Source organism: Streptomyces sp. SCPE 10 (genome assembly GCF_051980735.1).
Classification (GTDB): domain Bacteria; phylum Actinomycetota; class Actinomycetes; order Streptomycetales; family Streptomycetaceae; genus Streptomyces; species Streptomyces misionensis.
On sequence record NZ_CP197069.1, the window covers coordinates 7,987,389 to 8,012,345 of the forward strand.

Below are 24,957 nucleotides of genomic sequence, written 5' to 3' on the forward strand. Positions count from 1 at the left end.
CTCGGCGGCGCGGCCGGTCAGCCGGCCCCTCACCCCGCCCAAGACGAAGCCGAAGCCCAAGGCGCCCCGCCAAGAGGAAGCCGTCGAGCAGCAGTTGGGATCGGCTTACGGGGGTCAGGCGCCGAGCTGCCGCCTTAGGGTTTCGGCGTCGTGCAGGGCGGTCATGTGCGCGAACCGTCCGTCATGAACCTGATAGATGGCGTACTCGACGATCTCGAAGGAGGCGCCGGTGGGAGCCACGCCGAGCCATTCCTTGGCGGGCGTGCCGGTGTTGGTCAGACGGGCGGCCAGGCGATCACCATCGACCGCGGTCTCCCGGGGCTCCCAGTGGAAGTCCGGGACCGCGTCGATAGCGCCGTTCAGCACGGCGATGACCTGCTCCCGGGTGGCCGGCTCGCCGTTCAGGGTGGTCTCGTCGTGGATGAACTCGTCCATGCGGGAGATCTCGTGGGCGTTGAGCGCCTCGATGTAGCGCAGGTAGAACGCGCGCAGATCGGTGTCGGACATGATCCCCTTCTTCGGCCCCCGGAGCGGGGGTCATGCTCGGTGTTTCGCGACGGCCCTTGACTGTTTCGTCGCGGTGATCGTCGGCAGGGAGGAACCGCTGCCCCACACTTCTGTCCCGGACGGTACCGAAGTTTTGCCGCACCGTCACGGCTCTCGTGCGCGGAGAGTTCTCCCACCGGGGCGGGTGAAGGGGTGGTGCAGCCGCTATGCGGGCCAGCCGAGCAACGCCGTGTCGACGATCTCGTCGAGCTCGGCAGGACCGAGGCCGTTGGCGGCCTGTACTGCGATGCCGAAACCCATCGTCATGATGAACCGGGCGAGACGCCGGGGGTCGGCGTTGCGCGGAAGGTCACCCTCGTTGACAGCGCGCCGGAAACGCTCCTCAAGGCGGACCCCCGCCTCGTTGCGCCAGTCGACAAGCAGGTCGTGGACGGCCTGGCTCCCCTCGCTCGACGCCAGCGCACCCTGCACGGTCAGGCACCCGCAGGGGCCGTCGGGAGGGGTCGTGGTGCGGACCGCCCCCCGCAGGAACGCCAAGGCCACGGCCCGTGCGGTGGGTTCCTCCAGGGCGCGCGTGGCGTAGGCGGCCGGCCCCGCGCCGTAGCGCTGGAGGGCCTTGCGGAACAACTGCTCCTTGTTGCCGAAGGCCGCGTACATGCTCGTCTTGGTGATCCCCATGGCGCTGGTCAGTTCGGCAAGGCTCGCCCCTTCGTACCCCTGGGCCCAGAACACCCGCATCGCACGTTCCAGCGCCTGGTCGATGTCGAATTCTCGAGGCCGGCCCATGACGGCCCTACGGGAGTCAGCCATGCCATAAGCGTACCACTCGGTACAGATCCCCGTTGTCCAGGGGTTTCACCCCCGCAAGGCGGTGAACGCAGTTCAGTACCGTCCGGTCTAGATGTGCTAGCGTTCTGCACCGATCGGTACTTAACCGCTGGGAAGGAAAGTCCGCGCCATGAAAACCCTCTCGCTCGCCGGCCTCACGGTCTCGCGCATCGGCCTCGGAGCCATGGGAATGTCCGCCTTCTACAGTGGCGCCGGCCAGTTCGACGACGAGTCCATCCGCACGATCCACCGCGCCGTGGACCTCGGGATCACCCACATCGACACCGCCGAGGCCTACGGCCCCTTCGTCAACGAGGAACTGGTCGGCCGGGCCCTGCGGGGACGCCGAGACGAGGTCGTACTGGCGACCAAGTTCGGACTGATCTCCCACACCGGTGGCACGGCCGCGGACAGCACCCCGGCCAACATCCGCCTGGCCGTGGAGGGATCACTCAAACGCCTGGGCACCGACCGCATCGACCTCTACTACCAGCACCGGGTCGACCCCGGCACGCCCATCGAAGAGACCGTCGGCGCGCTGGCCGAACTGGTGACCGAAGGCAAGATCCGCCACATCGGCCTGTCGGAAGCCGGCCCCGCCACGATCCGCCGCGCCCACGCCGTGCACCCGATCACCGCGGTCCAGTCCGAATACTCCCTGTGGACCCGCGACCCCGAGGCCGAGATCCTGCCCGTCCTGCGCGAACTGGGTATCGGCTTCGTGCCCTACTCCCCGCTCGGCCGCGGCTTCCTGACCGGCAGCATCCAGTCCCTGAACGATCTCGACGCAGACGACTGGCGCCGCACCAACCACCGCTTCGCCGACGGCAACCTGGAACGCAACCTGCGCATCGTCGACGAGGTCCGGGCCGTAGCCGCCGAAATCGACACCACGCCCGCACAACTCGCCCTGGCCTGGCTGCTCGCCCAGGGCGACGACATCGCGCCCATCCCCGGCACCAAGCGAGTCACCCGGCTGGAGGAAAACGCCGCCGCCGACCACATCGAGCTCACCGCCGGCCACCTCGCCCGCCTGAACGACCTGCCCCGGGCCTCCGGCGAACGCTACGACGCGGACAACATGGCCGCCATCAACCGCTGACCGAAGACATACCAACATGCCCGCCACGGTCCGGCTGGAATCTGAGAAGTGAGTGAAACAGGCTGGTCAGGGGGGTGAGGTGGCGAAGCCCCTCGTCGTTGGTGTGGGGATCTCACTCAACACGCCGACGGCCGGGGGGGGGCTTCGTCAGACCGCGCCTGGCCCACCCCTGCGATGCGCCACTCCAGCAGACGCGCCTGGTTCACCGTCGTCGCGGCCGCGGTGTTCGCCGCATCGGCCACCGGCACCTCCATCGCGGACCCCTACCACCACCGTCTCCTCGGCGCAGGCGGCACGGACACAGGTGGGCACGCTCAGCCCCTGGTCCCGGGACGGAACCCCGGCGAGAGGCATCACCATCACCGACCGGGCCGGCGGCTCCTGCTTCGGGACCGCCGAATCCACCATGCGCACGGACGCCTGGCGCTGCACCACCGGCGACCGAATCCTCGACCCCAGCTTCTCCCCGGACTCCAATCCCGAGGACACCAGCGCGCTGTGCTTGGACGGAGCCCCGGTGCCGGCGTCTCCATGCCGCGGTCCACCGGCAGGACCAACATGATCGCTGACAAGACGGACTGCTGCCCACCGGTTCAGGAACAATGGGCTCCGAACACGGTTGCCACGACAGTGATTTGTGATGTTCCGTGGCCAAGGCGGAACCGAGGAAAGGTGGGCACATGACGGAGAGTCCCGTGTCGAGCGAGGAACTCGCATGGCTGGACGCGACGGCGCAGGCCGACCTGGTGCGGCGCGGTCTGCTGACGCCGCGTGAACTCGTCGAGGCCGCCATCGAACGGATAGAGCGGCTCAACGGCACACTCAACGCCGTCATCACGCCCCTGCATGAGAAGGCCCTCGCCGACGCGGAGGCGTCCGGGCTGCCCCATGGCCCGTTCCGCGGCGTGCCGATGCTGTTGAAGGATGCCCTGTGCCAGACCGCGGGTGATCCGTACTACGGGGGGATGCGCGCGCTGCGGGACCGCGGCTGGCGGGCTCACGAGGACTCCACCCTGGCGGCACGGTTCCGGTCGGCCGGTTTCGTCTTCTGCGGCCGGACGAACCTTCCCGAGCTGGCTACCAGTGTGACCACGGAGCCGTTGGCCCACGGGGCGACGCGCAACCCGTGGGCCCTCGATCGATCGCCTGGCGGCTCGAGCGGTGGGTCGGCGGCGGCGGTCGCCGCCGGCATGGTTCCGGTGGCGCACGGCAACGACATGGCCGGCTCGATACGGATGCCCGCCAGTGCCTGCGGCGTCGTCGGTCTGAAGCCCACTCGGGCACGGTCCTCGTTGGGGCCCCAGTACGGCGAGTACTGGGGAGGGGTGACGCACGAGCACGTGCTGACCCGGTCGGTGCGTGACACCGCCGCCGTGCTCGACGTGACAGCCGGTGCGGCAGTCGGTGACCCGTACGCGGCGGCACCCCCGACGCGGCCCTACCGCGAGGAGGTCGGAGTCGATCCGGGCGCGCTGCGGATCGGGTTCCGCTCGATCCCGCCGGGAGCGACCGACCCGGCCCACAAGGAATGTGTGGCGGCGGTCGAGCACGCGGCCCGGCTGCTCGACCGCCTCGGCCACCACGTCGAGCCGACACCGGCGGCGGCGCTGGACGCACCCGAGCTGTTCCAGGCCCTGCCCACCCTCTTCTCGGCCCTACTCGCCTGGGAGTTGGAGCAGTGGTCGCAGCGTCTCGGTGAACAGCTCGAACCCGCCGACCTGGAGCCGATGAACGGGGCGCTCGCGGAGGCGGGCCGTTCTGTCACGGCCGCGCAGTGGCTCTCTGGCATACAGGCGTGGCAGAAGTGGGCACGAGGTGTGGCCGGCTTGTGGGAGACCGAGGTCGACGTCCTGCTCACGCCGACGCTGCCCAGCCCCCCGCCGCGCCTCGGTGAGCTCGCCCCGGACGCGAAAGCCCCGATGGACCTGGTGGCCGATGTCGCAGGAAGTATCGCCTTCACCCTGCCGTTCAATGTCACCGGCCAGCCCGCCGTCTCCCTGCCCCTGTACCGCACCTCCGACGGAATCCCCATCGGGGTGCAGCTCGTGGCCGCGTACGGCCGGGAGGACGTGCTGATCCGACTGGCCTCCCAGCTCGAGCGAGCCGCTCCGTGGTCAGGCGTGCACCCCCCGTTCTCCGCTTGAGGGCTTCCAGCTCATTGGCTGTTCTTTGTTTTCCGTCATGTGAGCGCAGGCCCTTTGTGCCGGGGAGGGCTGTCCGGGAGACATGTTTGTTGTGGGGTGGCCTGCTGGAACCTTTGTCAGGGCTGCTCCCGTCCGACCTGGCGTCTGCCGGGACGGGTTGTCCTCAGCTCGTGCTGGGCTGCTGCGACGGGCCGGCGATGGTGGTCTCTCACCTCCATACGAATCAACAGCGCCTCACGGTGTACGAAGGACGCCCTCCGGGCTTTCGACTTGGCCTTCGGTGGCTGACTCTCCGTCGGCCGCCGCTGACCAACACACCAGCCAGAGCGATCGTTTTTGGACAGGCTTGTGCAGAACGGGAAGCGGGTCTGTCGGGGGCTCAGTCGTCTTCGGTGATGAAGTCGGTCAGCGCGGCGGTGACGGTGCCGGGCTGTTCGTCGGGGATGAAGTGTCCCGCGTCCGGCACGACGATGCCGGTGGTGTCGTCGGCCCACGGCTTGACGGACGCCGCCATGTCGGGGATGGAGCCGTGGCTGCTGGAGATCCCGAGGACCGGGAGGTCCAGGTGCTGTTGTGCCAGCGCCTCGTGGTTCTTCCGCGCCGACTCGGCGGCGTCCCGGTAGTAGGCCAGGGACGCGTGGAGACCGCCGTCGGCGGCCACGGACGCGGCGTAGTGCTCGATCTCGGCGTCGTCGAAGGTGTCGGGGGAGAGGGCCTTGGCCTTCAGGAACCAGCCGACGTACTCCCGTTCACGGCCGACGAGCAGGGTCTCGGGCAGGTCGGGCACGAGGTGGAAGGCGAAGTGCCAGGTCTTCCACGCCTGCTCGGGGTTGGTCGGAATGGCGTCGGGGAGTGTGATGCCCGGGATGCCGGCGTCGAGCAGTGCCAGGCCACGCAGCTGGCTCTGGTGCGTCAAGGCGAGGGAGAAGGCGACCCACGCGCCGATGTCGTGGGCGACCAGCCAGTACGTCGAGACCCCGAGCGCCTTGACCGCGGCGTGGACGTGCGCGGCGACCGTGTGCGTGTCGTAGCTGATGTCCGGGCGTTCGGAGTGGCCCTGGCCCGGCAGGTCGATCGCGATGACGTGGAACCGGTCGGCCAGGCGCGGCATCACCTTGCGCCATGCCCACCAGGTCTGCGGGAACCCGGCGAGCAGCACGACGGCCTGACCGTCCGTCCGGCCGCCTTCCGCCGCGTGCAGTCGGACGCCGTCCGCATCGACCCAACGGTGGGTGAAGCCGGTCAGGTCGGGCAGCGGCAGGTCGCGGACCGGGTTGCCGGGGATGCGGGGGGGCGCTTGCGGGGTCGTTCATGGTTCTTCTCCAGTGGTGTGCGGTGTGTTGACGGTCTGCCGAAGGTGTCAGGGGTTGCTGGTCGGTTGGGTGTGTCGGCCCAGGGCTAGGCCGTGTCCGTAAAGTGGTGGGCTCGTTGGTCTGTTCGTGGTGCGTCGTCATGAGTTGACTGATGAGTCGTGGGCGGTGATCGAGCCGTTGCTGGCTCCGTCGCGGATGGGCAGGCCGGTGCGGGACCGCCGTCAGGTGGTGAACGGGATTCTGTGGAAGCTGTCCACGGGTGCGGCCTGGCGGGACCTGCCCGAGCGGTACGGGCCGTGGAAGACGGTCTACGAGCGCTTCCGCCGCTGGTCGGCCGACGGAACCTGGGACCGGCTCCTGGCCCACGTCCAGCAGCACTCGGATGCCGTCGGCACGGTCGACTGGACCATCGTGTGCGTCGACTCCACCACCGTGCGGGCCCACCAGCACGCGGCCGGGGCCCGAAAAGGGGGCCCTGGCCGGGCGAGGCGATCGGCCGGTCCCGCGGCGGGCTGACCACGAAGATCCACCTCGCCTGCGACGGCCAGGGCCGGCCCCTCGCCTTCACGGTCACGGCCGGGAACGTCAACGACTGCACCCAGTTCGAGCAGGTCATGGCCCGCATCCGCGTCCAGCGGTGCGGTCCCGGCCGGCCCAGGACCCGGCCCGAGCGGGTCGCCGCCGACAAGGGCTACTCGTCCGCGAAGATCCGCTCCTACCTCCGCCGCCGAGGCATCAAGGCCGTGATCCCCGAACGGATCGACCAGATCAACGGCCGCCTCCGCCGCGGCGAGAGCCTCTGCCGACTCGACCGGGCCGCCTACCGGCGCCGCAACGTCGTCGAGCGCTGCTTCAACAAGCTCAAACACCACAAGGCCCTGGCCACCCGCTACGACAAACGCGCCCGCCACTACCAGGCCATGGTCACCATCGCCTGCCTCCTGCTCTGGCTGCCCTGACTTTACGGACACGACCTAGGCCCACGAGCGCGGTGGACATGACGAAAGCGGCGAGGAGGGCGCTGGAGTCCCGTGTCCCGACGGCCTGATCGGCGAAACCGAGCAGCAGGACCGGGACGACGAGTCCGGAGTAGAGGAACAGGAAGTAGGTCGCGGTGAGTTCGGCTCGATTGCCGGGATCGCACAGTGCTGCGGTCACGGCCAGACCGTGTCGGAACAGCGTTCCGACCGCCGCGCCGGCGAAGACGGTGCCGACGATGAAAAGCGGCGCGGAGCGGGTCCACAGCGCGGCCTCGACGACGATCATCCCCACGGCCAGGAGGGCCGTCCCGATGTCGCTTCGCAAAAGGGCCGCCGGCATGGCGATCTGCGCCAGCAGGGCGCTGAGGAACAGGGCACCGACACCCACGCCGATGACGGCGAAGTTCGACACGCCCAGGTCGTCGCGGAGGAACGCCGGAGCCAGAGAGGAGAAGAACCCGTTGACGCCCGAGGATGCCGCGACGAGCACACCGGCGGCGACGAACGAGCGCACCCGGCTTGCTCCGTCGGGAAGGACCGGGCGGCGGATACGAGGCCGCCAGCGCGTCGTTCGGTCGCCGCCCTTGTCCGCGCTCTTGTCCGCGGTCTCGGGGATGCCCAGCCAGGAGACGCCGGCGACGGCGCACGTCGCCAGGTAGCACCAGAACACGGTGTGGGTCGGCGCCGGGACGCACTGCGCCAGGACGCCGGCGGCGACGACGCCGAGACTCAGGCCGCCGACGTTGGCCGCGGTGCCCAGCATGGCAGCGGTCCTGCGCACGCGCACGAGTTCCGCGATCGCCGACGTCGCCGTCGCGGTGACGAGCCCGGTCGCCACGCCGCTCAGCACCCGCGAGATCAGCAGGACGGTGAGGCCGTCCGCCAGCGCGAAGCCCAGCGCGCTGAGCGCTGTGAGGGCGAGCGACAGCGCGAGGACGGGACGGCGGCCGACGGCGTCGGACAGCGAACCGGCCACGAGCAGCGTGCCGACGACTCCGACGACGTAGGCGATGAACACGACAACGGTGGTGAGCGGTCCGAAGCCGTATCGCGAGGCCCACAGCACGTACAGCGGGATCGTCAGTGTCCCGCCGGCCATGACGACGGTGTAGACGAACGCGATGGCGCCGACCGCGAGCAGGCGGTGCGCGTGTCGCCGCGCTGTGAGGTCTGGGGGGTGTCGGGCTGTGAGCATGCCCGCACTCTAACCCATCTTGAACTGATTGGTTCAAGATGGGATGGTGGTCTCCACCGGGGAGGCGGAGCAGGAGGGAGGCGCAGGGCATGGCAGGCAGGAAGCAGTTCGACGTCGACACGGCGGTCGATGCCGCGATGATCCAGTTCTGGCGGGCCGGCTACGCGGACACCTCCGTGGACGGCCTGTCCCGGGTGACGGGACTGAACCGCAGCTCCATCTACTCCTCCCTCGGCGACAAGGACACGCTCTTCGTCCGTTGCCTGGAGCGCTACGCCACGCGCTACGGAGACAAGTACGACGCCGCGCTGTCCTGCGCCGTCGGCCGGCCCCTGGCAGCCGCGCGGGCGTTCTTCGACGTCACGCTGGAGCGCATCGCGGACCCCGGCCTGCCCGACGGATGCCTGGTGGCCCAGACCGTCATGGCGGCCCCGGTGCTGAGCGCGAGCGTCGCGGCGCGCGCACGGGAGGCGATCGGCGCCCAGCACACCCGACTGTGCGTTGTGCTGGAAGGCTGGCTGGCTGGATGGTGAGGGGGCCGAGATCTTCGCGGCTCGCTTCGCGGCCGTGGGCCAGTTTCTCGCTGTCGTGGGCAGAGTCGGAGCGGGCATGGAGCGGCTGCGCGCTGTCGTCGACGTGATGTTCGGTGTACTCGGGCGGGCCGTTGGTGTGAGCGGTTGAGAGGAGGGGCGGCGGTCAGGGTGTGTGTCAGGGCTCGGTGCCGTCCGGTCCGTTCTGGTTTCGGTCTGGTCCCGCACCGCACGGCTCGCCCGCCCCGGGCCTGACCGGTCAGCCGCCGACTGTTCCGGCGTACTCCTCGACGCGGCCCCGCACCCAGGCGAGGAACGCCCGGACCTGCGGATCGGGCAGTGGCAGCGCGGCCGCGCGGGGGCGTTCGAAGCTGCGGACGGCGGCTTCGACCAGCGGGCGGAACTCCTTCTCGGCGGCGGCTACTTGCGCTGCGGCGTCGCGTTTGGCCGACCAGCGTCCGGTGCGGCAGTACGCGAGGGATCGGCAGCCGTTGAGGACCCGGTTGTCGGCGAGATGCCCCTTGCCGTCGGCGTGCTCGCGCAGCGAGGTGCGGATCGCGGCTGTCAGGTCCGTCGGCCGGGGCGCCGCGATCACTTCCGCCGCGGGTGGCCCGTACAGGGTGATCCCGGCCTGGTGGGCCACCGAGCGGTCGATCACGTACCAGAACGACGGTCCGCCGGCCGGGTCGAAGGCGGCCCGTTCCGGCAACTGCGCCCCGGTGTTGAGGTCCAGCAGGTAGCCGGCCTCGCCTGACGGGGTCCGGGCGAAGTCGGCCGTGTAGACGACCAGTTCAAGACCCGCCGCCGGGCACGGCAGCCGCGGGTGGGCGAGGGCGTGCGCCAACTCCCGCAGGGCTGCCGTCGGCAGCTTCTCCACCATGACCGTGACGTCGACGTCGCTGCGCCCGTGCCGGTAGTCGCCGAGGGCGAGGGAGCCGACCGCGGCGATCCCGGTCAGCCGGGGACCGCAGACCGCGCGCGTGCGGCGCACGAGTTCCGTCAGGTACGCCCGTACCTCGGACGGGACGGCACGGGACGGCTCGGGTTCGGTGCTCATCCGGCCAGTATGCCCGCGTGCGCCGGCCGGTATCCGGACGTGGGTATCGCCCCCGTCCGCAGGGCTTCGTCGTTCGAAGGTTCTGTCCGACTTGATGGCGGTTCAGGTGATCGGCATGGGGGGTGCGTGCGGGTGGTGGGCGTGGTTGTCGGCGGGACGCTGGTGGTCTGGCTGGGCGTGGAGCGCAGGATGCTGTTCACTGCCGGGGTGCGCTTGGTCGTCGGGGCGGTCAGCGGACTGTTTTTGTCGCGTGCCCGGGTGCCTCGCGTGAGTGCGTCGGCGGTGGGCGGCGGGTCGATCGTGCGCTGGACTTTGCGGGGGCGACGCGGTGCTGGTCGCCGGCCCCGGCGTGCTCAAGCTGATCATGGTGCGGTGCCTGTCCGCTGTCTGCCTGGCCGTGGCGGGCGGTTTGCTCATCGCGTGCGGCGCGCACTGCGGGTTCAGCCCCCGGCGGACCGGCGTCGTGCTGGCCGCCGTCTCGGTCGGCATGCTGATCGGCGCCGTCGTTGTCGGGCGGGTGTTCGTGCCCGCCGTCCGGGAACGGCTGGTCCTGCCGCTGCCGCTGCCGCTGCCGCTGCCGCTGCCGCTGCTGGTGCTGGTGATGGGCACCCCCTCGCTCATGCTCGCCCTGGACCCGTCCTGTCCGGTGGTCGCCGCCGCCTGTGTGGTCACCGGCACCGGCTCCGTCTGCCTGTTCGGTCTTGCAGTGGCGCTTCCTGGAAGGGGTTCCCGCCGAACTCCAGGGCCAGGGCTTCGCTTTGCTGAACACCACCGCCATGAGCATCCAGGGCGTCGGCCCTCTGGTGTTCGGTGTGTTCGCCGGGTTCGTGCCGGTCGGTGTCGCGATCGCGGTGACCGGAGTGGGCAGCGTGGCCACCGTCCTGCTGCTGTGTGAAGCGGCCCGGCCGGGGCTGGTTTCGGCCGGGGCCGCCTGAGCATCTGGGATGCGGTGAAGGGAGAACAGCGGTCCGCCGGCCGCTGTGAATGGATTTGCCTGTGGAGGCTCGGTGGATCGTTCCGCGTCGCTGCCTCGGCGTACTGGTGGAGCCGTCGGGCGTCGCGCACGGCACGCGCGTCGTCCGGCAGGCCGTCAGCCGGCCTGCCATCGCCGTGATGGCCGTCGTCAGGGCCGGCGGACCGCTGCTGGTGATCCGGGAGTTCACCTTGATCGGGGGGGTCCGGCAGCACGGCGGGGCCGTTGTGGAGCAGATTCGGCGGCTCGGCTCTCTCCTGGCGAGGCCACGGTGTCCCCGGTGGGAACGGCTCGGGCCCGGCGGAAGGCCCCGGAGGGAAACGGTGATCTCGCGTAGGAGCGGGCGGGGTTCTCCCTGGGTGGCGAAGCGCCGGCGCTGAGCCGTCCGTCGGTATCCGTCCGCTCGCGGATGCCGCAGACCGCAGACCGCAGACCGCTGGCCCGGGCCCCGGGCCCCGGGCCCCGACGCGAGCCGGCCGGCTGTCGGGGGTCGGGGTCGCGGCGTGGGTGGGTCACACCGGGCTGGTCGCTCGCGTGAGCCGTTCGGAGATCTCCCAGAGGCGGGCGGCGAGTTCGGGGTCCTGCGCGGTGGCGGAGCGGGGGATGAGCCGGGGGGCGCCGCGCATGTGGGCGAGGCGGCCCGGTCCGGTGAAGCTGTTGCCGGGGAGGTCCTCGACGGCGGCGTAGAGGACGGGCAGTGCTCCCTGGTCGGGCTTCTGGGCGAGCAGGGCGACGGCGGCTTTCCAGGGGACGTCGGCCAGGCGGCGGATGCCGGGCTGGTAGATGCCGGTGGCGACCAGGCCGGGGTGTGCCGCGTGCGCCAGGACGGGGGAGCCGGCGGCGGTGAGCCGGCGCTGGAGTTCCGCGGTGAACAGCAGGTTGGCCAGTTTGGAGTCGTTGTAGGCGCGGGACTGCCGGAAGGGCCGGTGCTCCCAGCCGAGGTCGTCGAGGTCGAGCTGGGCCATGCGTTCGGCCTGCGAGGCGACCGTCACGACCCGGCCGGTGAGGTGTTCGAGCAGCAGGTTGGTCAGCGCGAAGTGGCCGAGGTGGTTGACGCCGAAGGTCGCCTCGAAGCCGTCGGCGGTGCGGGTGAGCGAGTGCGCCGAGATGCCGGCGTTGTTGACGAGCAGGTCGATCGGGCCGTTCCAGGCTGCGGCGAAGGCCCGTACGGAGGCCAGGTCGGCGAGGTCGAGGTGCCGTACCTCGGTCGTTCCCGGCATGGCGGCGGCTGCCCTTCGGCCCTTTTCCGGGTCGCGCACGGCAAGGACGACGCGGGCTCCGGCGGCGGCCAGCGCGCGGGCGGTGGACCGGCCGACGCCGCTGTTCGCGCCGGTGACCACGGCGGTGATTCCGGTGAGACCGGGAAGGTCGCGCACACTCCATGTAGTCATGGACAAGAATCTAGGCACTGACAAGTATCCTGTCAATGGCAACATGGTGGCTAGACTGATCCCCATGACGACGCGCCCCTACCACCACGGCCAACTGCGGGCCACCCTGCTTGCCGAAGCCGAGCGCGCCCTGCGGGAGGACGGCGTGGAGAGCCTGTCGCTGCGCGAACTGGCGCGGCGGGTCGGGGTCAGCCATGCCGCGCCCCGCCATCACTTCCCCGATCGCCAGGCGCTGCTGGACGCCCTCGCGGAGGCGGGATCGCTGCGTCTGGCCGACGAGGTCCGCGGGGCGGTCGCGGGCGCCGGCGAGGACTACCGGGAGCAGCTCCGTGCGGCGGCGGCCGCGTACCTGCGCTTTTCCGTGCACGACGCGGCCCTGCTGGACCTCATGTTCGCCTCGAAGGCGGACGGGGGGACGGCCGGCCTCGGCGAGGGCTTCGGCCGGCTGTTCGCCACCGTGGGGGACCTGATCGAGGCGGGGCGGCGCGCGGGTCTGCTCCCGCCGGACGACCCCGACCGCCTGCGGCTGCTCCTCATCGCCACGGTCCAGGGCATCGCCGCACTCGTCAGCTCGGGCCGGGTGCCCCCGGAGCAGACGGACGCACTCGTCGCCGGCGCGGCCGCGCTCTTCACCGTCGAGCGGGCATGAGGCAGGGACGGCCCGGCGCGTTCACCCCGTGCACGGCCGGGCCGCCCCCGCCCGCACCAGTGGTGCGGGCGGGGGCGCCGTGGTCAGCTGCCCCAGGAGTCGTGGCGCAGTCCGTCCGCCTGGTTCCACCACCAGTGCTGCACGGTCCCGTTCGGGTCGGTCGCCCACACGTGCTGGGCGTCTCCGATCGGCAGGGCGGTGGGGTCGCCGCTGATGCCGGTGCCCCAGGTGTCGTGATGCAGGCCGTCGGAGGGCTGCCAGAAGTAGTGCTCGAGCGTTCCGCCGCTGCCGCGCACGAAGACGTGCTGCTGGGCGCCGTCCTGGAGGAAGGCGGGGCGGCCGGTGTCCCCGCTGCCCCAGGTGTCGTTGCTCCAGCCTGCCGCGGGGCTCCACCACCAGTGCTGGAGACGGCCGGCACTGTCGGTGAACCACAGGTGCTGCGCGTCCCCGATCTCGGCGACCGCGAGGTCGCCGGCCGCGTCGGCCGGAACGGTCTCGCTCTGGGAGCCCTGTGCCGCGTCCCACCACACGTGCCGGATCGCGCCTGTCGGCGTGCGGACGAACACGTGCTGCACGTCGCCGACGAGCATGGCGCTGGGCCGGCCGGTGACCCCTGTGGCCCAGGTGTCGTGGTGGGAGCCGCCGGCCGGGTCCCACCAGGAGTGCTCCAGCGTGCCGGCACTGTCCACCCACCACACGTGCTGCGCGTCGCCGATCGTCATCGCGGCCGGGTCGCCCGCGAGGCCGCTGCCGGCCCAGGTGTCGTGGGTGGTCGAGCCGGTCGCCGAGTCCCGGAAGTAGTGCTGCAGCGAACCGTTCGAACCGCGGACGAACACGTGCTGCTGGGTGCCGTCGACGAAGGTGACGGGGTTGCCGGTGACCCCGGTTGCCCAGGTGTCGGCCGCGTATCCGGTGGAGCCGTCCCACCAGACGTTGCGCAGCGCGCCGCCGGCGTTGGTGTCGGTGAAGTGCTGCTGGTTCGGCGAGAGGTAGACCTGTGAGCCCTCGGCGGTCCAGGTGGAGCCGGTGCTGCCGCTGGGCAGCGCCGACGCCTGGCCCGCGTACGCGCGGCACTGGCCGGAGGCGTCGAGGTCGGTGGTGACCTGGAGGAACGACTTGCCGTCCGCCGAACCGAGCAGCGGCGAGGAGTAGCCGGGGCAGGTGGGTGCCGGGCCGCCGCCGGCGTCGGACAGCGGCACCGGCGAAGCGACGTCGAACCACGGTCCCTGGCCGCCCGCGGCGTTGCCGAGCACCGTTCTGCCGTCACCGGCGGCGAAGCTGCCGTCCGGGTTGCGCAGGCGCATCGCGGTGAGCAGCACGGTGTGGCCGGCGACCGTGATGGTGGGGGTGCTCGCCGGGTAGCGGCCGTCGGCGGTGAGCACCCGGGTGCCGATGTCGGAGGGGGTGCCCCAGTCCCAGCCGTCCGGCGAGCTGCGGACGTACACCTCGCAGACGTGCGAGCCGCCGCACACCTCGTAGCTCATGAGGTACGAACCGCCGGGCAGGCGGCGCACGACGGCCATGCCGGGACGGGCGGAGGAGTCGCCGAGCGCGACGGTGTCGCTGAAGTCGGTCCAGGTGACGCCGTCGGCGGAATGTGCCCGTTCGAGTTTCTGGCTGTGCGCGGGATCGGTCTCGTCGGAGTAGAACACCACCAGCCGGCCGTCGGACGCGACGGTCAGTTCCGGCTCCCACAGGCCCAGACCGCTCGGCGCCGTGGTCACGGTGGACAGGTACGACCAGCTCACGCCCAGGTCGTTGCTGCGCCACACCCGGATCGACATGCGCCTGCCGCTGCCCGCGTCGGCGCCGAACGACGCCGCCCACAGCAGTGTGCCGGCGGGCATGCCGCCCACGGCGCTGGGGAGTTCGTAGAGGGTCTGGCAGCACATGCCGGTGGAGTTGACGGGATCGTCGACGGCGCCGACCTGCGTGTACGACCGGCCGTTGTCGGTGCTGTGGAAGACGGCGCCGACCCAGTCGCCGTTCTGGTTGGTGACGACCGCGGCCACCACCATGCCGTTCGACGATCCGTTGTGCTCCAGCCGGACCACCCGCGGGTAGTACGCGTACCCGGACCACATCTGCGTACCGCCGCCCGGCACGGCGTGGGCGGCCGGGGCGGCGATCCCCAGGCCGGTGAAGGCGAGCAGGACGGACAGCACCGACAGGACGCGCCTCATGGCATCACCTCGAAGGGAGTCGTGCTGACGGCGGCCACGGCGCGGCGTTCGCCGACCACCGTGTGGCCCGATCTCTGCAACGTTGTAACGGAGGGGTCGTGTACCTGTCAACGCGTCAACTCTTCGACGCCACGCCCCGGTCGGCTCATGAAGCACTTGGGTCTTGTCCGGCCGATCATGTGTCTACTCCGCAGTCGTGCCGTTGGTGCGGACACGGGGCGGGGCGATCCGACGGATGCCGAGCGGGAACGGCTGCGGCCGTTCCCGCCGGTCAGCAACAGGCGTTGTGGCAGGTGGCGGAATCACCGGCAGGTGATCGACGGGATTCTGCACCGGGTGCGGACCGGCGTTCAGTGGCGTGACCTGCCCGAACGGTTCGGCCCATGGAAGACGGTGTACGAACGTCACCGTCCGTGGTCGGCCGACGGAACGTGGGAAGGCCTGCTCCAGCAGGTCCGGGCCGAGGCCGGCGCGGCTGAGGAGATCGACTGGGACATCTCGGTCGGCTCCACCATGGTGCGGGCACATCGGCATGCTGCCGGTGCCCGCACCGAACCACCGCCGGCGCCCGCCTCAAAGGGGGCCGAACCGGCAGAACACCAGGGCGAAGCGCCGTGGCAGAGCCTTGTCGCCCGCCTGGTGGAGGTGGTGCAGGAGGTGAGGGCCTGGGCCGCTCGCGCGGCGGGTTCACCACCAAGGTCCACCTGAGTGCGGACGGCCGCTGCCGCCCGCTGTCCTTGATCGTCACACCGGGACAGCAGGCGGACTGCACGCAGTTCAAGCCGGGCCTGGAGAAGATCCACGTCCCGCGGATCGGGCCGAGCAGGCCGCGCAAGCGGCCTGAAAGCCTCGCGGCGGACAAGGCTTCCAGTTACGGACCTGCCGCGAGTACCTGCGGCGCCGGGGCACCCGGTACACGACTCCGGAGAAGACCGACAGCCAGGCCGCCCGGCTGCGCAAAGGGTCACGCGGCGGACGGCCACCCGGCTTCGACGAAGAGCGGTACGAGAAACGCAACACCGTCGAACGGGCGATCAACCGGCTCAAGCACGCTAGGGCCGTGGCCACCCGCTACGGCAAACGCGGCTACGTCTTCCTCCTCGGGACCGCGACTGCCGCAGCCCTCGTCATCTGGCTTCGTGCATGATCGGCCGGACAAGTCCTGGCGCCGCTCAGAATGGCTGTGACGTGCCGGGCCGTTGCAGCGCCAGGCCCGCTCACGGCGTGCCGATCGTTGCGGAGAGGGCAGGATTCGAACCTGCGTGGACCCCCGAAAGGATCCGACCTCGAGGCGTGCTCGCCGGTCCCCGATCAACCACTCCGGGCACCTCTCCTCGCTCCCGACTCCGGTGATTCCCGGGGTCGTTCACGTGAAAGAGAATGGCACGGGCCCCTGACACGGGACTGACATCTCAAGTCCGGGCCGAGGGCACCAGCGGGCCCGCCCGTCCACCTAGGTGTGCTGTCCCGGGACGTTGGTGACATGCGTGCTGGGTGCTTGAACAGGTGAGGGCCTTCTGGGTTCGGTGTGGATTGCGAAGTCTGCACCGACGTCCAGGAGGCCCTCGTGTCCCACCGTAATGCCCCGCTGACTCCCACCGTAATGCCCCGCTGACGCCGACCGGGAGGCTGCGTCTGGCCCGGTGTGTCGTGGACGACGGCCGGCCGTTGCGGCGGGCCGCGGAGCGCTTCCAGGCCGGCCACACCACCGCCGCACGCTGGGCCGGCCGCTGCCGGCAGCTGGGCGAGGCCGGGAAGCAGGACCGCTCCAGCCGCCCGCACCGCAGCCCGCGCCGGACGCCTACCGCCCTCGAACAGCGGGTGGTGCGCCTACGACACGAACACCGGATCGGACCCGTCCGCCTGGCCGCCCGCACCGGCATCGCCTCGTCCACCGCCCACCGCATTCTCGTCCGGCACCACCTGCCCACTCTGGCGGCCACCGACCGGGCCACCGGGGAGCCGATCCGCCGCTACGAACGCTCCCGTCCCGGCGAACTCATCCACGTCGACGTCAAGAAGCTCGGCCGCATCCCCGACGGCGGCGGCCACAAGGTCCTGGGCCGCGCGGCCGGCCGGGCCAACCAGGACCGCCGGGGCGGCACCGGCTACGCCTACCTGCGCACCGCCCTGGACGCCCACTCCCGCCTGGCCTACACCGAAGACCTGCCCGACGAGAAGGCCGACACCTGCGCCGGCTTCCTGCGACGGGTGACCGCCTGGTTCGGCCGGCAGGGCATCGTCACCGAGCGGGTCCTGACCGACAACGCCCGGGCCTACACCAAGAACACCTGGCGCGACACCTGCCGAGACCTGGGCATCAGCCCCCGCTGGATTAGGCCCTGGAGGCCCCCCAGACCAACGGCAAGGTCGAACGCTTCCACCGCACCCTGCTCGACGAATGGGCCTACATCCGGTCCTACACCTCAGACACCGAACGCCAAGCGGCGTTTCCCGACTGGCTGGACTGGTACAGCTACCACCGACCCCACACCGGCATCGGCGGCCAACCACCAGCCAGCCGCGTCACCACCCTGTCCGAACAGCACACCTGGGGCGTGTATCGAAAAGTACCTTCCAGGACGATCGTCAGGCTGCCCGGCTGCGGTGCCGTGCAACACGAAGGCGGCCGGCGTGCAGCCGCACACCACCCAGGCCGTCCGGCTGCGCGCGGATCGTGGCGCGCGTGCCCGCGTGCTGACCGTCCTGCCGAAGAACACTGACTTCTACGCGCAGTGCTGGGGTGTCATGGCCGAGGACGCATGGTGGGTCTACGGCGATGGCGGCGTAGGCGTGGCCGGACAGGTTTTGTACGAGACAGTGAGGACTGTGATGCTCGCTTGCTGTCCCCGCTAGGGGAGAGGAGCCGGTATGACGCTTTTATCGGAATCTGCAAAAGTCCACGGAAATATGTCCGTGGAGCGATAAAGCCGCAGGTCAGGAAGTCTGCTCCCCGCGCCCGCGGGGATGGATCCGTGCCCGAGTGGCCGCCCCCTGCCACCCGGTACAGCACCCGGACGGCGCGTCACATCACAACACGCCAAACGTTCGCTGTTACAACACGCGGCCGCTCTGTCGGAACCGTGCACCACGCCGCCGCGTCTATCACGGGCATGGGCGAGAGAACCGCGGAACGGGCCACGGGTATGAACCCGAAGACTGAGGGCGGCGCCGGATGCCTACTCGCCGGCCTTGGTGCGACAGCCGCGCCGCTTGCCTGGGCACCGCGCGCCGCGGTCAGTATCGACGGAGGACTCGAGGGCCATGCCCGCGATCTGAGCGTACTCTTCATCGATCTGCCGCTCATCGTGCTCGGCGGCGCACTGGTTCCGCTCTTCGCCTGGGCGTTGGCCGCCAGATGGGTGCACCGCCCCTGGGGCGCGGCACTCGTAGCCTTGGCCACGCTCGCGCTTGCGGTGTGGGGGCTCACCGAGTGGTGGACCCCCCGCCGACAGCCAGACCCCGGTTACGGACCTGGGATCTAACCACCGGGGCCCGCGAAAAGGGGCCCCAGCCGGCGAACCGGCCGACCACGCCCTCGGCCAGTCCCGCGGCGGACTGACCACAAAGATCCACCTCGCAGCCGATGCCCGCTGCCGACCGCTCGCGTTCGTTCTCACCCGCGGGGATGGTCCCTGGATCAGCGGACCCGGCTTGGCGGGCGCTCGCCTGCTCCTCGCGCTCGCGGGGATTGGCCCCCGATCGGTGAGACCCGGGGCGGATCTGCTTGCCCAGCGGCGAGTGACGTCCGCAGGGCGCCTGGTCGGTGGGCTGGGGCATGAGGGTGTCTCGTACGCCATGCGTGCGCTTTCCGTACGCAGTCCGTACGCGTAGCAGCTCTACGCCCACTCGATGCCGAGCTCCCGCAGTGCGTGCTGCTGGTCTTGGGTGAGCTTGTCGCGCCTCGACTTGGTGTTCGAGAGCCATACCCCCAACCGTACGGGTACCGGCTCCGTCTCGCCGTCGACCGTGATCTCGACGACCGTGCTGCGCGGGACGGGCCGCCGCCCCTCCTTCTCCACCCACTGCGCGAGGGCGCTCAGGCCGCGCTGGAACGCCTGCTGCGCCTTGCTCCCGGCCTTGCTTGGGCCCTTCGTCGTGCGCGCGGCCACCGTGGCGGGAGGCGGCGTCTCGGCGGGCTTCACGCCCAGCTTGGCCAGCCGTTCCTGCTGCTCGGCGGACAGTTGTGTCCAGGTGCCGGGTTGTTTCTGCTGTTGGAGCCACCGCCCCAGATCATCCCCGTCCATCAGCACGCCGGGCGCGATGTGAGGCAGGCTGCCGTCGTCGTCAACCAGGTCGGCGAGGACGCGGTAGCGGCGTTGCCAGTTAAGTGGCCAGGGGCAGTTCCAGTCCGGGTCGATCTCCGTAAGCTGCGCGGCGCGCTGCGCCGCGCGCTGCGATGTGCCGGTTTGGTGTCGGTGGGAGATGTCAGTGACGGTATGTCAGGTCGAGGTGCTTCCGCTGGTGGGGTGCTGAGGACGGACAGCGTCATTGCCGTGGAGTGGTTTCTGTAGCGGTGTGGCTGTCGTGGGGTGGTACACCCCACTCCGCTCCACTGTCTTGAGAACGGCACTTCTGATCCTTTTGAGGCTGCGCGGCGGCACGGTGGTCGGTGTGGGTTTTGCGCGCGGAGGGGGGCGGGGTGGGGGAGCCGGGCGCGTGGGGTGAGGTCGTGGCGGGGTTGAGGGTGTCCAGACCGGTGCTGGTTGCGCGGCTGCTGGAGCTGGATGCGGCTGGGGCGTTGACGACGGCGCATGTGCGTGCGGGCGCCCATGTCGGCGGGGTGAATGTGCGCACGGTGTGGCGCTGGCTGGAGGCGGCGCGGACGGAGGGCCGTGTCGAGCGCAGGTCGCGGGCCCGGCTGGAGTTGTCCGACCAGATGTGGGAGGTGCTGGCGCAGGCGGGCGGGAATGTGGCGGCGCTGCACCGGCATCTGAAGGCGGCCGGGGGAGAGGTGCCCTCGCTGGCGTCGTTGCACCGGGTGGTGCGCCGGGACCTTCAGGGCGGCAGGGTCCTGCCGGATCGTGCGGTGGTGCGGCGGGAGCGGGATGAGCAGCAAAGGCGGCAGGCACTGGCTGACCTCGCCCTGGCCGGGCCGCAGGGGGGCGGCGCGGCGAAAGTGGCTGCGCGCCGGCTGCCGCGTCGCGTATCAGAGGCGACCGGGAGCTTGCCGGTGGGGGAGAGCGGCGCGCTGGCGGGTGTGGCGTTACCGGCGGGAGCGCAGCTGGTGCGGTCGTCGTCGGTGCGGGCGGCGGCCGAGGCGGTCGGTCAGGCGATGGCGGTTCAGGGTGCGGTGTGTGTGTTCGGCGACCCGGGCCGGGGCAAGACCGCGGCCGTGCGGATGGCGCTTGGCGAAGTGCCCCCGGGCTGGAAGGTGACGTGGGTGCCGGTGCCGGTGCGCCCGTCGGTGGCCGGCATGAGGCGTGCGGTGTTCGACGCTCTGGGGCTGGCGGGCCGCTTCCCGCACACGTCGGCGCTGGCTGACGCCGCGGTCGCGGGTGCCTTGAGTGAGGCGCGGGTGCTGGTGGTCGATGAGGCTCAGCGCCTGCCCGTGCCGTGCCTTGAGTACCTGCAGAGCCTGTGGGACCACCCCGGCACGCGGATCACGCTGGTGCTGTGCGGGGCGGGCAGCGAGCGGGCGCTGTCCCGGCTGCCGCAGCTGGCATCGCGTATCGGCGCATGGCAGGAGGTTCCACGCTTGACCGGAGCGGAAGTGGCGACCGTGGTGACAGGTTTCCATCCGCTGTGGCACACCGTCCCGGCCTCGGATCTGACGTGGATCGATCGGTCGTGCGCGCACGGCACGTTCCGTACGTGGGCCGCTTTGACTGCGCACCTGCAGAATGCGCTGCTCACCGCCGCTGACGCATCCGTCGACCGGGCCTTGCTGAGGCGGCTGTTCCAGCGGGTCGCGCCGCCATTGTGAATGGAGCGTTCCTGCAAGAGACGGGAGGGCGATCGCATGCTCCCGGCCACCGGCAAGCACACGACGTCCCGCCCGCGTGAGGGGAGCTGACATGAAGGACGGCGACGCCATCCGCCCAGACGGCGGACTGCCTGCGGCGTCGAGGACGGCGCTGCGCGGTCCGGCCGTGCGGCGGCTGCTCGCACTGCGGGCAGGGAAGAAGCTGACAGCAGTCCATGTACGGGTGGCCGCGGACGCGCTGGGGGTGTCGGAGCGCACGGTGTGGCGCTGGCTGGCCGCGGCTCAGAGCGATGAGACCGCAGCCGCCAACCCCGGCGCACGTTCCCGGGTCGATGCGAGGTTCACGGTCACGCCCGAGGTCCGTGGGCTGTTGGCGCTGTGGAAGGGGAACGTGCGGGCGGTCCACCGCGAACTGGTCCTGCGTGCTGCTAGGCGGTCTCCGCCTGCGGATGCACCGTCGCTGACGACGCTGCACCGGGCGATCCGCCGTGATCTGACGCTGGGGGAGCGGGCGGGGCTTGCGGGTGGGGAGCGGGCGGCGCGCAGGCATGATGTGTTCCTGGCCCGGCCGCGGGGCTGGCGGAACCAGGTGTGGGAGACGGACCACATGCAGGTCCCGGTGCTGGTCGACGTCGAGGGCAGGGCCCGCAGGCCGTGGATCACCTGGTTCACCGACTGCGCGACGAACGCGATCACCGGCGTCGCGGTCACGCCGGGGGATCCGTCGCGGGAGTCGGTGCTGGCCGCGCTGCGTTCCGCGGTCCTGCGCGATGACCCCTACGGTCCGTTCGGCGGCGTGCCCGAGAAAGTGCGTGTCGACCGTGGCAAGGACTTCCTGTCCAGGACGGTGACCGCCGCGTTCGATCTCCTCGACGTCACCGTGGAGGACCTGCCCGCCTACACCCCCCACCTCAAGGGCACCGTGGAGGGCCTGAACCGGGCGGTGGAGAGCATGTTCCTGGCCTCGCTGCCCGGCTACGCCCGCCAGCCGCGCCCCGGCAAACGCTCCTCCCGTCCGCAGGACGAAGTCCTGCTGGGCTTCGAGGACTTCACCACCCAGCTTCTGGCCTGGACGCTCTGGTGGAACACCGAGCACCGCCCGGCGCCGTTGCGGGGCAGGACTCCGCTTGAGGCGTGGCAGGACGATCCCACCCCGCTGCGGGACGTGCCGGCCGCGGATCTGTGGACGTTCACCCTGGAGGACGCCGGCACCCGCACGCTGACCACCCGCGGCATCCGCTTCAGGAAACGCGACTACGTGGGGCCGTGGATGACCGGCCAGGCCGGGATCCAGGTCAGGGTCCGCTTCATGCCCCACCACGACCACCGCATCGAGGTCTACCACGCCGCCACCGGCCGCTACCTGGGTCCTGCGGACCTGGCCGATCAGGCCACCGACGAACAGATCGGCGCCGTACGAAGGGCGCGGGCCGCCCGTGCACGCCGTCTGAAGAAGGACCTGGAGGCCTCGCAGCGCGAGCGCTACGCCGCCGTGAACCAGCCCGAGGCACCTCAGCGGCTCGGCGCGCTGACTACCGTGCAGGCCGAGGCCGAACTCGCCCGGACTGCCGACGCCGACCTCGCGCAGCTCGCGATGCCGGACCTCATCCCGCACGCTGCGCCCCCGGCCGACTGGCGCACCCCTGCTTCCCTGGCCGCGCTGACCACGCCAAGCCCGCCCATCCTGCACCCGTCCGGCCGTGGTGGCGCTTCCGTCCCGGACGGCCGCGACGGGCGGGCTACACCTCTCACCACCGATGAAGACGGAGACGCCTCGTGACCACGGCCACCTACCAGTACGTCGACCTGCCCGATGCGTCTGTGGTCACCACCCGCGCCCTGCTCACCGCCCGGGAGAACATCGCCGACACGGTCGCCGCGCGGGCCATGATGTGCATCCACGGCGGGGCCGGCTTCGGCAAGACCCTCGCCGTCAACACCTGCCTGCGCGGACTCGAACCGCACGAGGACGTCCGCAAGATCACCTTCCGTGCCCGGCCCACCGCCCGCGCAGTGCGCTACGAGTTGTTCACCGCGCTCGACTTGGCCGGTGAACCGCCGCGCCACCCCAGTGAATTCGATCGTCTACTGAAGACCGCTCTGGCTGAACGCCCTCGTACCTTCCTGGTGGATGAGGCCCAGTGGCTCAACGGGGAGGCGTTCGAATATTTCCGCTATCTGTGGGACGAACCGGCCACCCAGCTGGCGATCATCTTCGTCGGCGGGGAGGGCTGCCACACCGTGCTGCGTCGCGAGCCGATGCTGTCCTCCCGGATCTTCATCTGGCAGCACTTCACCCGCCTCACCCCCAGCGAAGTCCTCGAAGCCATCCCCCTGTTCCACCCCATCTGGGCCGACGCCGACCTCGACGACATCACCTTCGCCGACAGCCACGCCGCACACGGCAACTTCCGCGCCTGGGCCCAGCTGACCGCCCACACCCGCACCGCCCTGGTCCGCACCGGCCGCCCACGCGTCGACCAAGAGTTGCTGCGCTGGGCCTTCAGCCGCCTCGCCTGACTACCACGCCGCCATGCCGCTCGCCGCGCCACCGCCCGTCACCGTGGTCATCGACCGCCATGACGACGTGATTCATACGCACACCGCCCTGGCCGCCCACCATCCGCCGTCCGGCCGGATCACTTTGCACCCCGGCCCGGGCACCACCAGCGAAACCGGCCTCGCCCACGACCTTCTCGCCGCTCTGGAAAAGCCGCCCCTGCTTCCAGGCCGTTTCCCTGGTGGCCGTCAGCCCGCATGGGAAGCCGCCACGGCCTGGATCACTGCTCTTCCCGTCACCCGGCTGATCGTCCTGCGCGCCCACCGCCTCACCGCCCGCCGCGCGATGCGCCTCCTGCAACTGCGCACGCTCACCGGTATCCACCTGATCTTGGTCTGCCACCGCCCCCACCTGCCCACCGTCCTGCACCAAGCCCTGCAAGCGGCCGACCACATCATCACTACCGACTTTCAGACCGCCCGCCGCCACTACTACGGCGCGACCGCCCCCGTGCCCCTGCCTGCAGACCAACCGGCCCGGCCAAGCAGCCGATGGCTCACCCTGCCTGCACTCGACCGCCTCGTCTCCTACGACAGTCCCAGCCCCTGTGCCGCCCCGTGCACGCCGCCGCCGATCGTCTGGCGGCACCGCCCACCGCCCACACCTCTCACCCCGTACGCTGCCCAGCAAGTCGCTCATCGGCTTCATGGGGTGACCGCGCACCCTCGCCTGGCCGCGACCGTTGCCGCTGCACTGATCACCGGTGCGTCCCTCCAGCAACTTGCTACCGCACGACCTCGCGACTACGACGACGCTGCGGCCACACTCGCCCTGCACGACCGCGCCCGCTACACCGACGGCTGCGCCGCCTACCCCGTACCGCCCTGGGCGGGTGTCTTCCTGCGGGCCGCGGCCTGCTTCGCCCGGCTCGTATCCGGCGAGGACCACGAATTGTTCGCCACGCCAGGAGGCCGTGCCCTCCTGCTGCGCGTGGCCGAGACGGCCAGGCTGCGCCCGTCCCAGCCGCCTGTGGCCCGCCGCCAAGGCCCGGCCGGCCGTGTTGAGTGGGATTGGCGCGAGCGGCAGGAGGCCAACAGGTACGAAGCGATGCTGGCCGTACGCGCCAAGCTTCCGCGGCGCTGAAGGCCCCTGACGCGTCCGATCAGGGCACGCTCATCCGATTGAGAAGTCAGCGAACTCGAGGTCGCTGAAGGCGATGTGCAGGCCGTGAGCGCGGCGGCCCCCATCGCGGAAGTAGGCATGCCCCAGCGCGCGGGCGAGGATCACCATCTGCTGCTGCTCGCCCGCGCCGGCGTCCCGGGCGGCGAACAACTCCCGGGCTACCTCTCCCGGCAGGTACTGGGTGATCCACCGCACCCGCGGGTCGTCCGAGGAGCCGGCCGCAGCAGCGAACCCGAATCGCGCCCTGGTGTGGAAGACGAAGCCCTCCGCTTCGGCCTGGGCGCGTCGGCGGGCTCGTATTCGGGGCTGCCACCGAGCCAGGACTGCTTCCTCGATCGCCCGGAGATGCAGCGGGCCCGGCGGGCGACGCGCTCCGGGCTTCTTTGTCACCCACCTCTGCACGGTGCGCTGTGACACCCCAAGGACTGCGGCCACCTTCTGGGTGGAATACCGATGCGTCGCCAGCAGAAACCGCAGGCGAGCGTCGGTGCTCAGGG

General features: G+C 70.9%; 16 protein-coding genes and 8 pseudogenes. 14 read left to right on the forward strand and 10 right to left on the reverse strand.

Features of this window, described 5'->3' with window-relative positions; translation table 11 throughout:
- Positions 1-114: 114 nt before the first annotated feature.
- Both ACSP97_RS36215 and ACSP97_RS36220 read right to left on the reverse strand, forming a co-directional pair.
- On the reverse strand, positions 115-507 hold the full coding sequence (locus ACSP97_RS36215; RefSeq protein WP_355151764.1) for an ester cyclase: 393 nt from the start codon (positions 505-507) through the stop codon (positions 115-117).
- Positions 508-711: 204 nt separating this feature from the next.
- Complete coding sequence (locus ACSP97_RS36220; RefSeq protein WP_355151763.1) at positions 712-1,317, reverse strand: TetR/AcrR family transcriptional regulator; 606 nt, start codon at positions 1,315-1,317, stop codon at positions 712-714.
- Between the two features lie 148 nt (positions 1,318-1,465).
- On the opposite strand from ACSP97_RS36220, the gene ACSP97_RS36225 reads away from it, so the two are divergent.
- Positions 1,466-2,437: an aldo/keto reductase gene (locus ACSP97_RS36225; protein ID WP_440555985.1), complete on the forward strand. Its 972-nt coding sequence runs from the start codon at positions 1,466-1,468 to the stop codon at positions 2,435-2,437.
- Between the two features lie 680 nt (positions 2,438-3,117).
- Complete coding sequence (locus ACSP97_RS36230) at positions 3,118-4,581, forward strand: amidase (protein ID WP_440555986.1); 1,464 nt, start codon at positions 3,118-3,120, stop codon at positions 4,579-4,581.
- Between the two features lie 379 nt (positions 4,582-4,960).
- Here the strand turns inward: ACSP97_RS36230 and ACSP97_RS36235 are convergent.
- Positions 4,961-5,894 (reverse strand): annotated as a pseudogene (locus ACSP97_RS36235) (alpha/beta fold hydrolase).
- A gap of 195 nt (positions 5,895-6,089) precedes the next feature.
- Here ACSP97_RS36235 and ACSP97_RS36240 point away from each other — a divergent pair.
- Positions 6,090-6,853 (forward strand): annotated as a pseudogene (locus ACSP97_RS36240) (IS5 family transposase).
- Here ACSP97_RS36240 and ACSP97_RS36245 read toward each other — a convergent pair.
- Positions 6,819-8,069, reverse strand: coding sequence for an MFS transporter (locus ACSP97_RS36245; protein WP_440555987.1), 1,251 nt, complete (start codon positions 8,067-8,069; stop codon positions 6,819-6,821). The pseudogene ACSP97_RS36240 and the gene ACSP97_RS36245 overlap by 35 nt on opposite strands.
- Before the next feature lie 89 nt (positions 8,070-8,158).
- On the opposite strand from ACSP97_RS36245, the pseudogene ACSP97_RS36250 reads away from it, so the two are divergent.
- A pseudogene (locus ACSP97_RS36250) lies at positions 8,159-8,750 on the forward strand (TetR/AcrR family transcriptional regulator).
- 108 nt (positions 8,751-8,858) lie between these two features.
- Here the strand turns inward: ACSP97_RS36250 and ACSP97_RS36255 are convergent.
- Positions 8,859-9,656 carry a nucleotidyltransferase domain-containing protein gene (locus tag ACSP97_RS36255; protein ID WP_440555988.1) on the reverse strand — a complete coding sequence of 266 codons (798 nt, stop codon included), beginning with the start codon at positions 9,654-9,656 and terminating at the stop codon, positions 8,859-8,861.
- Between the two features lie 701 nt (positions 9,657-10,357).
- On the opposite strand from ACSP97_RS36255, the gene ACSP97_RS36260 reads away from it, so the two are divergent.
- Positions 10,358-10,591, forward strand: coding sequence for a hypothetical protein (locus ACSP97_RS36260; protein WP_440555989.1), 234 nt, complete (start codon positions 10,358-10,360; stop codon positions 10,589-10,591).
- A 550-nt stretch (positions 10,592-11,141) separates the two neighbouring features.
- Here ACSP97_RS36260 and ACSP97_RS36265 read toward each other — a convergent pair.
- Positions 11,142-12,020, reverse strand: a complete 879-nt coding sequence (locus ACSP97_RS36265) for an oxidoreductase (protein ID WP_440555990.1) — start codon at positions 12,018-12,020, stop codon at positions 11,142-11,144.
- Between the two features lie 64 nt (positions 12,021-12,084).
- Here ACSP97_RS36265 and ACSP97_RS36270 point away from each other — a divergent pair, with 64 nt between their 5' ends.
- On the forward strand, positions 12,085-12,669 hold the full coding sequence (locus tag ACSP97_RS36270; RefSeq protein WP_388311767.1) for a TetR/AcrR family transcriptional regulator: 585 nt from the start codon (positions 12,085-12,087) through the stop codon (positions 12,667-12,669).
- Between the two features lie 83 nt (positions 12,670-12,752).
- Here ACSP97_RS36270 and ACSP97_RS36275 read toward each other — a convergent pair whose 3' ends face one another.
- Positions 12,753-14,852 (reverse strand): RICIN domain-containing protein, encoded by a 2,100-nt coding sequence (locus ACSP97_RS36275; RefSeq protein WP_440555991.1) that lies wholly within the window; start codon positions 14,850-14,852, stop codon positions 12,753-12,755.
- A gap of 177 nt (positions 14,853-15,029) precedes the next feature.
- On the opposite strand from ACSP97_RS36275, the pseudogene ACSP97_RS36280 reads away from it, so the two are divergent.
- Positions 15,030-15,999 (forward strand): annotated as a pseudogene (locus ACSP97_RS36280) (IS5 family transposase).
- 90 nt (positions 16,000-16,089) lie between these two features.
- On the opposite strand, the pseudogene ACSP97_RS36285 reads toward ACSP97_RS36280, so the two are convergent.
- A pseudogene (locus tag ACSP97_RS36285) lies at positions 16,090-16,186 on the reverse strand.
- 277 nt (positions 16,187-16,463) lie between these two features.
- Between ACSP97_RS36285 and ACSP97_RS36290 the strand changes: the two are divergent.
- The 3 genes and pseudogenes from ACSP97_RS36290 to ACSP97_RS36300 form a co-directional block, all read left to right on the forward strand.
- Positions 16,464-17,404 (forward strand): annotated as a pseudogene (locus ACSP97_RS36290) (IS481 family transposase); the annotation flags it as partial.
- Positions 17,405-17,935: 531 nt separating this feature from the next.
- Positions 17,936-18,337: a hypothetical protein gene (locus ACSP97_RS36295; protein ID WP_355527338.1), complete on the forward strand. Its 402-nt coding sequence runs from the start codon at positions 17,936-17,938 to the stop codon at positions 18,335-18,337.
- A gap of 28 nt (positions 18,338-18,365) precedes the next feature.
- Positions 18,366-18,480: pseudogene (locus ACSP97_RS36300) on the forward strand (IS5/IS1182 family transposase); the annotation flags it as partial.
- A gap of 211 nt (positions 18,481-18,691) precedes the next feature.
- On the opposite strand, the pseudogene ACSP97_RS36305 reads toward ACSP97_RS36300, so the two are convergent.
- Positions 18,692-19,249 (reverse strand): annotated as a pseudogene (locus ACSP97_RS36305) (helicase associated domain-containing protein); the annotation flags it as partial.
- 302 nt (positions 19,250-19,551) lie between these two features.
- On the opposite strand from ACSP97_RS36305, the gene ACSP97_RS36310 reads away from it, so the two are divergent.
- The 4 genes from ACSP97_RS36310 (at position 19,552) to ACSP97_RS36325 (ending at position 24,421) form a co-directional block, all read left to right on the forward strand.
- Positions 19,552-20,778, forward strand: a complete 1,227-nt coding sequence (locus ACSP97_RS36310) for an AAA family ATPase (protein WP_440555992.1) — start codon at positions 19,552-19,554, stop codon at positions 20,776-20,778.
- 166 nt (positions 20,779-20,944) lie between these two features.
- On the forward strand, positions 20,945-22,558 hold the full coding sequence (locus ACSP97_RS36315) for a Mu transposase C-terminal domain-containing protein (RefSeq protein ID WP_435886309.1): 1,614 nt from the start codon (positions 20,945-20,947) through the stop codon (positions 22,556-22,558).
- Positions 22,555-23,298: an AAA family ATPase gene (locus tag ACSP97_RS36320; protein ID WP_440555993.1), complete on the forward strand. Its 744-nt coding sequence runs from the start codon at positions 22,555-22,557 to the stop codon at positions 23,296-23,298. The genes ACSP97_RS36315 and ACSP97_RS36320 overlap by 4 nt, the downstream gene beginning before the upstream one ends.
- 13 nt (positions 23,299-23,311) lie before the next feature.
- Positions 23,312-24,421, forward strand: a complete 1,110-nt coding sequence (locus ACSP97_RS36325; protein ID WP_355155132.1) for a hypothetical protein — start codon at positions 23,312-23,314, stop codon at positions 24,419-24,421.
- Between the two features lie 30 nt (positions 24,422-24,451).
- Here the strand turns inward: ACSP97_RS36325 and tpg are convergent, their stop codons facing one another.
- Positions 24,452-24,850 (reverse strand): telomere-protecting terminal protein Tpg, encoded by a 399-nt coding sequence (gene tpg / locus ACSP97_RS36330; protein ID WP_355155146.1) that lies wholly within the window; start codon positions 24,848-24,850, stop codon positions 24,452-24,454.
- Positions 24,851-24,957: the final 107 nt, after the last annotated feature.